General features: G+C 68.4%; 11 protein-coding genes. 9 read left to right on the plus strand and 2 right to left on the minus strand.

Going from position 1 to position 9,603, the window contains the following annotated elements; translation table 11 throughout:
- Window positions 1–21 precede the first annotated feature (21 nt).
- On the minus strand, window positions 22–492 hold the full coding sequence (locus ED92_RS27640) for a group II truncated hemoglobin (protein ID WP_052120895.1): 471 nt from the start codon (window positions 490–492) through the stop codon (window positions 22–24).
- Window positions 493–596: 104 nt separating this feature from the next.
- Here ED92_RS27640 and ED92_RS27645 point away from each other — a divergent pair, with 104 nt between their 5' ends.
- Entirely contained in the window at window positions 597–938 is a 342-nt protein-coding gene (locus tag ED92_RS27645; protein ID WP_037343392.1) for a helix-turn-helix domain-containing protein, read from the plus strand.
- Here ED92_RS27645 and ED92_RS27650 read toward each other — a convergent pair.
- Window positions 932–1,240 carry a metalloregulator ArsR/SmtB family transcription factor gene (locus ED92_RS27650; RefSeq protein WP_037343394.1) on the minus strand — a complete coding sequence of 103 codons (309 nt, stop codon included), beginning with the start codon at window positions 1,238–1,240 and terminating at the stop codon, window positions 932–934. The two genes, ED92_RS27645 and ED92_RS27650, sit on opposite strands and share 7 nt — an antisense overlap.
- 164 nt (window positions 1,241–1,404) lie before the next feature.
- Between ED92_RS27650 and ED92_RS27655 the strand changes: the two genes are divergently transcribed.
- From ED92_RS27655 to ED92_RS43435, 8 genes are all read left to right on the plus strand, one after another.
- Complete coding sequence (locus ED92_RS27655) at window positions 1,405–2,625, plus strand: glycoside hydrolase family 18 protein (RefSeq protein ID WP_037343396.1); 1,221 nt, start codon at window positions 1,405–1,407, stop codon at window positions 2,623–2,625.
- A 73-nt stretch (window positions 2,626–2,698) separates the two neighbouring features.
- Window positions 2,699–3,364 (plus strand): DUF2461 domain-containing protein, encoded by a 666-nt coding sequence (locus ED92_RS27660; RefSeq protein ID WP_005166098.1) that lies wholly within the window; start codon window positions 2,699–2,701, stop codon window positions 3,362–3,364.
- 111 nt (window positions 3,365–3,475) lie between these two features.
- Window positions 3,476–4,900, plus strand: coding sequence for a pyruvate kinase (pyk, locus tag ED92_RS27665; RefSeq protein WP_007033718.1), 1,425 nt, complete (start codon window positions 3,476–3,478; stop codon window positions 4,898–4,900).
- 153 nt (window positions 4,901–5,053) lie between these two features.
- Window positions 5,054–5,953 carry an acyl-CoA thioesterase II gene (tesB, locus tag ED92_RS27670; protein WP_037343397.1) on the plus strand — a complete coding sequence of 300 codons (900 nt, stop codon included), beginning with the start codon at window positions 5,054–5,056 and terminating at the stop codon, window positions 5,951–5,953.
- 442 nt (window positions 5,954–6,395) lie between these two features.
- Window positions 6,396–7,298, plus strand: a complete 903-nt coding sequence (locus ED92_RS27675; RefSeq protein WP_037343399.1) for a helix-turn-helix transcriptional regulator — start codon at window positions 6,396–6,398, stop codon at window positions 7,296–7,298.
- On the plus strand, window positions 7,295–7,504 hold the full coding sequence (locus tag ED92_RS27680) for a DUF397 domain-containing protein (RefSeq protein ID WP_037343401.1): 210 nt from the start codon (window positions 7,295–7,297) through the stop codon (window positions 7,502–7,504). The genes ED92_RS27675 and ED92_RS27680 overlap by 4 nt, the downstream gene beginning before the upstream one ends.
- Window positions 7,505–7,664: 160 nt before the next feature.
- Window positions 7,665–7,877 carry a hypothetical protein gene (locus ED92_RS27685; RefSeq protein ID WP_037343402.1) on the plus strand — a complete coding sequence of 71 codons (213 nt, stop codon included), beginning with the start codon at window positions 7,665–7,667 and terminating at the stop codon, window positions 7,875–7,877.
- A 63-nt stretch (window positions 7,878–7,940) separates the two neighbouring features.
- On the plus strand, window positions 7,941–9,603 hold a 1,663-nt coding region (locus ED92_RS43435; RefSeq protein ID WP_037343403.1), incomplete at its 3' end, for an AAA family ATPase.

The following is a 9,603-nucleotide window of genomic DNA, read 5'->3' on the forward strand; positions in this document are numbered from 1 at the left end:
CGACCGCACCACTATGACGCCTCAGTCCGACGGCGGCTGCCAGGGCGGCCGGTTGCCCCAGTCCCATTTCGGCATGGGCTCGGGAACGGTGACCTCGCGGCCGGGCTGGGAGAACATCACGGCGAGCCTGCTGCCCCATTCGACATACGCGGCGAACGCGGAGCGGAATTCGGGATCGGCCGGGAGCCCCGCCTCGTCGGCGGCGTCGAAGAGCAGGTTCACCCAGCGACGGCGCTGCTCCTCGGTGATGGCCCGGCCCAGATGCCGTCCGACCATGTGCCGGTGCCCGCCGTGTTCGCCGCTGTAGGTCTCCGGCCCACCGAACACCTCGGCCAGCCAGACCGCCACGTGCTCGGGGTGGCCGGGATCCATATGGCGGAAGACCGGCTCCAGCAACGGGTCCTTCAGCACGTGGCCGTAGAAGACGGTGGTCAGCCCGCGCAGGGCGTCCAGCCCGCCTGCCCATTCGTACAACGTCGGCGTCCCGGTCACGTAAGGTCCTCCCAGCGGCGATGATCTTCCGGTCCGGCAAGGCAACCACCCCGGGTCGCCGGGGACAACCACTTACTTTCCGGTGCGTGCCAAGGGGAGCGGCGATGAAGCGGTACCACTGCGCGGTCGAACTCGCGGTCGACGTCATCGGCGGCAAGTGGAAACCGGTGATCCTGGCGCAGCTGAAGGAAGGGGTGCACCGGTACGGCGAACTCCGGCGCCGGATGCCGGGCGTCAGCGAGAAGATGCTGACCCAGCATTTGCGCGAACTGGAGGCGGACGGCCTCGTGCTCCGGGAGAGCCGCGAGGGCCGGGTGCCGCACGTCGAGTACCGGTTGAGCGAGGAAGGGGAGCGATTACGCCCCGTACTCCAGGCGCTCTACGACTGGGGGACGCGGCGCGCGGCCGACCGCGGCATCACGTTCGAGCCGTTACCTATTCACTGACTGTCGTCGTCGAGGTGCCGTTCGAGCGCGTCGATACGTCCTTCCCAGAACCGGCGGTACGGCGCGAGCCAGGCGTCGACCTCCGCGAGCGGTTCCGGACGGAGCCGGTAGCACCGGCGCTGGGCGGCGACGCGGACCGAGACCAGACCGGCCTCGCGTAGGACACGCAGGTGCTTCGATACGGCCGGTTGGCTCAGTTCGAGGACCTCGACCAGCTCGTTGACCGATTTCTCGCCGTCGCGCAAGAGGTCGAGGATGGTCCTGCGCCGCGGCTCGGCGAGGATCTCGAAAGTCTGCATCATCCGGGAAATGTGCCCCGCGCGGCATATTTCCGTCAAGGAATGTTCGAAAATGTCCATCCGAAAGTCTTGGTCTGAACCATTGACGGAGTGGTCTAGTCCACTTAGCTTGTGCGTGTCCCGCCGCAGTCCTCTCGTCACCGCCGGTGACCGTGAAGGGAGAACGCATGTCCCGTTCGTTCAGGCTCACCGCGATCGTGGGTGCCGCGGCCGTCGCGCTCGGCGCGCTGGCCGTCGCCGCTCCGGCGCAGCAGGCGTCGGCCGCACCGGAAACCTCGGAGGCCTCGGTCGGCAAGGTACTCGGGTACTTCGCCGAATGGGGCGTCTACCAGCGGAACTACCATGTGAAGAACATCGACACGTCGGGTTCGGCGAGCAAGCTGACGCATATCAACTACTCGTTCGGCAACGTGACGAACGGTGGCTGCGCACTCGGTGACGCCGAGGCGGCGACCAGCAAGTTCTACGACGCGGCCGGCAGTGTGGACGGCGTCGCCGACAGCTGGGACACCGGCGCGCTGCGCGGGAACTTCAACCAGCTGAAGAAGCTCAAGGCCAAGTACCCGAATCTCAAGGTGTTGTGGTCGTTCGGCGGCTGGACCTGGTCCGGCGGGTTCGGCGAGGCCGCCAAGAACCCCGCCAAGTTCGCGGAGTCCTGCTACAACCTCGTCAACGACCCGCGCTGGGCCGGCGTCTTCGACGGTATCGACATCGACTGGGAGTACCCGAACGCCTGCGGTCTCTCCTGTGACACCAGCGGCGCGGCCGCGATCAAGAACCTCGCGCAGGCCCTGCGGGAGAAGTTCGGCTCGAAGCTGGTCACCGCCGCGATCACCGCGGATGGCACCGACGGCGGCAAGATCGACGCCGCGGACTACGGCGGCGCGGCGCAGTACTTCGACTGGTACAACGTCATGACCTACGACTACTTCGGCGCCTGGGCCGCGCAGGGCCCGACGGCCCCGCACTCGCCGCTGACCGACTACGCGGGCATCCCGACCGCCGGCTTCCACTCCGACGCCGCGATCCAGAAGCTCAAGGCCAAGGGCGTCCCGGCGAACAAGCTGCTGCTGGGCATCGGCTTCTACGGCCGCGGCTGGACCGGCGTCACCCAGGAGGCCCCGGGCGGCACGGCGACCGGCCCGGCGGCGGGCACCGAGCCGGGCATCCAGGACTACAAGGTCCTGAAGACCACCTGCCCGCCCACCGGCACCGTCGCGGGCACCGCGTACGCCAAATGCGGCAGCGACTGGTGGAGCTACGACACCCCGGCGACCATCGGCGGCAAGGTCACCTACGCCAAGAACCAGGGTCTCGGCGGCGCCTTCTTCTGGGAGCTGTCCGGTGACACCGCCGACGGCGAACTGATCACCGCTCTGGCCAAGTAAGACCCTCTCCGACAGAAGCGCGTGAAGGCCCCCTTCACGCGCTTCTGTCGGTGCCGAGGATTACGGTCACCCTATGGGTTTCGAGGGTTTCGGCGAGTACGCCATCGACTTCTACGACGGTCTCGAGGCGGACAACTCCAAGTCCTATTGGGACGCGAATCTCGCCACCTACAAGGCCGACGTCCGCGCGCCGATGGAGGCGCTGCTCGCCGAGCTCGTCCCGGAGTTCGGCGACGGTTTCGGCGAGGGCAAGGTCTTCCGCCCGTATCGCGACGTCCGGTTCGCCAAGGACAAGACGCCGTACAAGACCCACTGCGGCGCGGTGATCGAGCAGGGCCGCGGCGGCGGCGCGTACTACGTCGAGGTCGGCCCGGCGGGGCTGCGCGTGGGCGGCGGCTGCTTCCACTTCGAGTCCGATCAGCTCGCCCGTTTCCGCAAGGCCGTCGACACGGAACTGCGGGGCGCCGAGCTCGCCAAGATCCTCGCGAAGCTGGAGAAGGCGGGCTGGGAGGTCAAGGGGGACAGGCTCAAGTCGAAGCCGCGCGGCTTCGCCGAGGATCATCCCCGCATCGACCTGCTGAAGTATCGCTCCGTGTACGCGGTCCGCGGCTGGGAGCCGGACGACGTCCTGCACGAACGCGGCGCCCTCGACCGGGTGCGCAAGGCGTGGCGGCAGGTCCGCGCGTTCAACGAATGGGCGCGGGACCGCGTAGGGCCGAGCGAGAAGCCGCGCCGATAACCGCCGAACCAGGTTCGGTGGTTTCCTCGTCGCCCAGGTCAACTGACACTTTTCTTGAACTTTCGGTATCGGTACAGACGTAGCCACGATGAGGGACTACGCTGTGCGAACGTGAGCCGACGCGCGAAGATCGTTTGTACCCTGGGCCCCGCGACCGCTACGCCGGAGAAGATGCGGCAACTCGTCGACGCCGGGATGGACGTCGCGAGGATGAACTTCAGCCACGGGACGCACAGCGACCACAAGCAGGTCTACGACCTCATCCGCACCGCCGCCGCCGAATCGGGCCGCGCGGTGGGCATCCTCGCCGACCTCCAGGGGCCGAAGATCCGTCTCGGCACCTTCGCGGGCGGGCCGGTCGAGTGGCACAACGGCGACATCGTGCGCATCACCGTCGAGGACGTCGCGGGCACGCACGACCGCGTCTCGACCACTTACAAGGGACTCGCCGACGACGCGAAGCCCGGCGACCGTCTCCTCGTGGACGACGGCAAGGTCGGCCTCGTGGTCAAGCAGGTCGAGGGCCCGGACGTCGTCTGCGAGGTCACCGAAGGCGGCCCCGTCAGCAACAACAAGGGCGTTTCCCTGCCGGGTATGGACGTCTCCGTACCGGCGCTGTCCGAAAAGGACATCGAGGACCTCGAGTTCGCGCTGGAACTCGGCGTGGACTTCATCGCGCTGTCGTTCGTCCGCTCGCCCGCCGACATCGACCTGGTCCACCAGGTGATGGACCGCGTCGGCAAGGGCCGCCTCCCGGTGGTAGCGAAGATCGAGAAGCCCGAAGCGGTCTACAACCTCGAAGCCATCGTGCTCGCCTTCGACGCGGTGATGATCGCGCGCGGCGACCTCGGCGTCGAACTCCCGCTGGAGCAGGTCCCGCTGGTGCAGAAGCGCACCATCCAGATCGCCCGCGAGAACGCGAAGCCGGTCATCGTCGCGACGCAGATGCTCGAATCGATGATCAACAGCTCCCGCCCGACCCGCGCCGAGGCCTCGGACGTCGCGAACGCGGTGCTCGACGGCGCGGACGCGCTCATGCTCTCGGGTGAGACCAGCGTCGGCCGCTACGCCATCGACGTGGTCAAGACCATGGGCCGGATCATCGAAGCCGTCGAGACCGACTCGCCGGTCGTGCCGCCGCTGTCGCACGTCCCGCGCACCAAGCGCGGCGTCATCTCCTACGCGGCCCGTGACATCGGGGAGCGGCTGAACGCCAAGGCCCTGGTCGCCTTCACCCAGTCCGGTGACACCGTCCGGCGGCTCGCGCGGCTGCACACGCGGCTGCCGCTGCTGGCGTTCACGCCGGAGGAGAGCGTCCGCAGCCAGCTCGCGATGACGTGGGGCACCACGACGCGGATCGTGCCGAAGGTGGGCTCGACCGACCAGATGATCCAGCAGGTCGACCACGCGATGCTCGAAATGGGCAAGTACGCCAAGGGTGACCTGGTGGTCATCGTGGCCGGTTCGCCGCCCGGGACCGTCGGGTCGACCAACCTCATCCGGGTGCACCGGCTGGGCGAGGACGACCACGCCTGACCGCCCCTACCAACGCTATGAAGGACCCTTTCCTTGCGAAATTTGCCAGGAAAGGGTCCTTCATAGCGTTCGAGGTGTCCCGAAGGTGGCCTTCGCGACAAACGTCCCGCCTCACCGGGGCTCCCGGCACCCTTACGGCCTAAAGTTCAGGACATGACTGAGATGGCCAGGGAAGCCGCGGCCGGTTTCGACAATGCCGGCGGGGTGGGCGGACAGCCCGTGCTCGACCGGCTGGTCGCGTTGCTGGACTTGGAGAAGATCGAAGAGAACATCTTCCGCGGCGTCTCGCCAGCCCACTCGCCGGTGCGGGTGTTCGGCGGCCAGGTCGCGGGGCAGGCGCTGGTCGCCGCCGGCCGCACGGTCCCCGAGGAGCGGAAGGTCCACTCGCTGCACGCGTACTTCATCCGCGGCGGCGACCCGAGTGTCCCGATCGTCTACGAGGTCGACCGCATCCGCGACGGCCGCTCGTTCACCACCCGCCGCGTCGTGGGCATCCAGCACGGCAAGGCGATCTTCTCCCTGTCGGCCTCGTTCCAGAAGGACGAGGGCGGTATCGAGCACTCCGAGGCCATGCCGGACGTCCCGTCCCCCGAATCGCTCCCGACGCTGCAGGAACGGGCCGAGGGGTACTTCATGGGCCATCTCGACCGGCCGCGTCCGATCGACCTGCGCTACGTCAACGATCCGCCGTGGGTGACCAGGAAGACGGGCGACCGGCCCGCCAGGAACCAGGTCTGGATGCGGGCCGACGGCAAACTCCCGGACGAGCAGCTGCTGCACGTCTGCGTCCTGACCTACGCCTCCGACATGACGCTCTTGGACTCGGTCCTCGCGCGCCACGGCGTCTACTGGGATCTCGACAAGGTGCTCGGCGCGAGCCTCGACCACGCGCTCTGGTTCCACCGCCCGTTCCGGGCCGACGAGTGGTTCCTCTACGACAGCGCGTCGCCGACGGCGTCGGGCGCCCGGGGTCTGGCGACCGGCCGGTTCTTCGCCGAGGACGGAACGCATATCGCGACCGTCGTGCAGGAAGGTCTTCTCCGAGTCGTGTGACGTTCCGCAGTCGGTAGCGGGCCTTGTCCACCCTTTAGAGGGAATGTCGAAACGCATTAACATCTGGAGCCAGAGCATTACGAATTAAAGGGAGGGCCGGAACCGATCGGGGGACGGCTCCGGCCCTGCACCGGGGGTGAATCCGGCTTCGACGGGTATCCTTCCGAAAGCCCATCGGTGCAGCTCGCGGCCCCGCGCCCGTGCCGCGAGCGGATCCGCTGCCGCCGGTGAGGGCGGGCGTACCGCGTCGCACAATGCTCAACCTACAACGGCAATCTGCAATTTGCAGGATGAAAATCGACGCGAGGGTGAAAATGGTCTGTGACCATCTCACCGAATGTGTCTCGGGCTGGTTAGATGTGCTTCGTGCGGGGTTACTGAACACTGTTCTCCTCGCCGTGTCGCGATCGGTGTTGCTCGGACAGCTTGTGGAGGTGCCGTGATGACGAGGGGTCAGGGACCCACCGTGCGCCGCCGGAGACTGGCGAGCGAACTGAGGCGGTTGCGCGAGGCGGCCGACCTCACCATCGACGAGGTGAGCGAGAAGCTCGAATGCTCGGCGTCGAAGGTCAGCCGGATCGAGACGGGGCATGTCGGCGTCACCCCGCGCGACGCGCGCGACATGCTCGAGCTGTACGGCATCGCCGGTGACGAGCAGGAGGCGCTCGTCCAGCTGGCCAGGGAAGCCCGCAAACGCGGCTGGTGGCATGCGTACAACGAGGTGTTCACCGGCACCTTCGTCGGCCTGGAGGCGGACGCGAGTTCGCTGCGCGCGTTCCAGGCGCTGCTGGTGCCGGGCCTGCTGCAGACCGAGCGCTACGCCAAGGCCGTGATCAGGGCGATGCGGCCCGACGCCGAGGACGCCGAGATCAGGCGCCGGGTCGCGGCGAGGATGGCACGGCAGGAGCTGCTGACCGATCCATCGCCCCCGGAATACTGGGCCGTCATCGACGAAGCGGTCCTGCACCGTGTGGTCGACGGGCCCGAGGTGATGGCGGAACAGCTGTACCGGATGGTCGCGATGGCTGCCCAGCCGAACGTCACCGTCCAGATCGTGCCGTTCGGCGCGGGTGCCCATCCCGGGATGGAGGGTCCGTTCCTCATCATGGGCTTCCCCGAACTGGCCGACACCGACGTGGTCTACGTCGACAGCACCTCCAGCGGGCTCTACCTGGAGGAACCCCCGGACGTCCGGCGATACGCGTTGATGTTCGACCATCTCCGCGCCGCCGCGTTGAAGCCGGACGACTCGGTCGAGGTGATCGCCGAGGCCGCCGGGAGGTTCGCCGAACAGGCGGCCCTTCCGGAGAAGTCCCTGGAAACAAGTAAGGAGTGGGGAGCATGACGCCCAACGATGACCTTTCCCAGGCCCGGTGGTTCAAGAGCAGCCACAGCGGTGGCGGCAACGACTGCGTCGAGGTCGCCTTCACCGGTGACGGTGCCGCGCTGAGGGACTCCAAGGACCCCGAGGGAGGTGCCTTCCGCCTCTCGCCGCAGGCTTGGCGCGGGCTGCTCGGCGCGGTGCGCACGAGTGGCCCGGATCACGGCTAAACACCCTCGAACTCGACCCCTTACGCCCCCCGAGCAGGGGATGGGCCGGCGTAAGGGGTCGAATCACGTCCGGGTGTAGGTGATCACCCGATGCCTCAGGGCACCCCTCAGGACGAATCTCGTCACTACCAACAAGGCAGTGAGTTCCTAAGGGGAAAAGATGAACACGAACGACGCCCTCCTCACCGGCGTACTAGCCGAGGTCGAATACCGGAGGGAGGCGCTGCAGCGAGCGGGCCGCAGCATGTGGGTCGAGCGGGCCCGCCGGGCGAGCAAGCGGATCCGCGCGCAGCGCGCCGAGGTCCAGGTGCCGGCCCAGGAGCGCCGCGAGGTCCGGCAGGCGCCCGCCCGCAGCGGCGACGTCACCCGGTAGAGGTCGAGTGCGATGAAGCTCTCGGCGAAAACACAGGCGAAGTTGTCGGTCCGGTAGGCAAGAATGCACCTCGTGCCCCGTCTTGGCTCCGGAATCCCGATCGTCGCCCGCACACAGGAGATGCGGCAGCTCCGCGCCGCCTTCGCCCGTGCAGAACGGGCCGAGGCCGGCGCGGTGCTGCTCTCCGGTGACGCCGGCGTCGGCAAGACCCGCCTGCTGACCGCGCTCGGCGAGTACGCCGCGGGCGCGGGCGCCCTGGTGCTCACCGGGCGCTGTATCGACGTCCATGAGGGCGGTCTTCCTTATCTTCCGTTCGCCGAGGCGCTGGCGCCGCTGGCGACGACCTCCGATCCCGCGGTCACCGCCGCGGTCCGGGCCCGGCCGGCGCTGGGCAGGCTGCTCCCGCAGATGCAGCAGGCGGAGGACTACCCCGCCATCGAAGACGGTCAGCTCACCGCGAGCGAACGGGTGTCGACGCAACGGCTCGGTCCCGAGCAGGACCTCGGCCAGCTCCAGCTGTTCGACGCGGTACTGGGGGTGCTGACCGTCATCGCTCAGCGCCGGCCCGTGGTGATCCTCCTGGAGGATCTGCACTGGGCCGACGGCTCCACCCGGAACCTGCTGTCCTTCCTCTTGACGAGGCTGCGCACCCAGCGGCTGCTGGTGGTGGCGAGCTATCGCGAGGAGGACGTCCACCGGCGGCATCCGCTCCGCGCGCTGCTGTCCGAGGTGGTCCGGTTGGGCGCGGTCGAACGCGTCGAGGTCAAGCCGTTCGGCGCCGAGGACGCGCGCGCCTTCGTCGAGGCCTTGGCCGACGAGCCGATCGGCCAGGACATGATCGCCGACATCGTCTCCCGCTCCGAGGGCAATCCGTTCTTCGTCGAGGAGCTGCTCGCGTCCGCGAAGGACTGCCGCGAACTCCCCGCCGGGCTGGCCGAAGTGCTCCTCGCCAGGGTGGAACAGCTTTCCCAGATCACGCGCCGGGTGCTGCGCGTGGTCTCGGTCGCCAAGGATTCGGTGGCGCACGCCGCGCTCGCCGAGATCTCCGGGCTGGACGAGCTCGAACTCGACGAGGCGCTGCGCGAGGCCGTGCAGCATCACGTCCTGGTGATCGAAAACGGTTTCTACACCTTCCGCCACGCGCTTCTGCAGGAAGCGGTCTACGGCGACCTGCTGCCGGGCGAACGGGTGCGGATGCACGCGGCGTACGCGGCCCGTATCCGGAACCGGACCCAGGGCCGGGGCCAGCACGCGCGGCTCGCGCACCACAGCCTGGAGAGCAAGGACTTCGTCACCGCGCTGGCCGCGTTGCTGCGCGCGATGGACGAGGCGGAGAAGCTGGGCGCGCCCGGTTCCGCGTTGCGGCACGTCGAGCAGGCACTGTCCATTTGGGACGCCGTGCCCGCGGCGGACCGCCCGTCGGACGTCGACGAGCTCCGCCTCCTGCACGAGGCGTCGTATTTCGCGAGCACGTCGGGGGAGCCGGAGCGCGCGGTCGCCTATTCGCGGTCCGCGACCGAGGCCCTCGGCCCGGACACCGGCAACGAACGGGCCGCCAAGGTCTGGCGACGGCACGCGGAGGCGCTGCTTTCGGTCGACGGCACGCTCGACGAGGTCGTCGTGGCGATCGACAAGGCATGGGAGCTGGTCGAACACACCGAGGCGAGCGCCGCGCGGGCCTGGGTGCTCGCCACCCGCGCCGGGATCCTGCGGCTGATCGACCGGC

Source organism: Amycolatopsis sp. MJM2582 (assembly GCF_000754115.1).
Classification (GTDB): domain Bacteria; phylum Actinomycetota; class Actinomycetes; order Mycobacteriales; family Pseudonocardiaceae; genus Amycolatopsis; species Amycolatopsis japonica.

Coding starts and splice junctions, on each gene's coding strand:
- ED92_RS27660 (WP_005166098.1), top strand. CDS start 2,699: ATGGGTTTCGAGGGTTTCGGCGAGTACGCCATCGACTTCTACGACGGT.
- ED92_RS27680 (WP_037343401.1), top strand. CDS start 7,295: ATGACGCCCAACGATGACCTTTCCCAGGCCCGGTGGTTCAAGAGCAGC.
- ED92_RS27650 (WP_037343394.1), bottom strand. CDS start 1,240: ATGATGCAGACTTTCGAGATCCTCGCCGAGCCGCGGCGCAGGACCATC.
- ED92_RS27645 (WP_037343392.1), top strand. CDS start 597: ATGAAGCGGTACCACTGCGCGGTCGAACTCGCGGTCGACGTCATCGGC.
- ED92_RS27655 (WP_037343396.1), top strand. CDS start 1,405: ATGTCCCGTTCGTTCAGGCTCACCGCGATCGTGGGTGCCGCGGCCGTC.
- ED92_RS27685 (WP_037343402.1), top strand. CDS start 7,665: ATGAACACGAACGACGCCCTCCTCACCGGCGTACTAGCCGAGGTCGAA.
- tesB (WP_037343397.1), top strand. CDS start 5,054: ATGACTGAGATGGCCAGGGAAGCCGCGGCCGGTTTCGACAATGCCGGC.
- ED92_RS27675 (WP_037343399.1), top strand. CDS start 6,396: ATGACGAGGGGTCAGGGACCCACCGTGCGCCGCCGGAGACTGGCGAGC.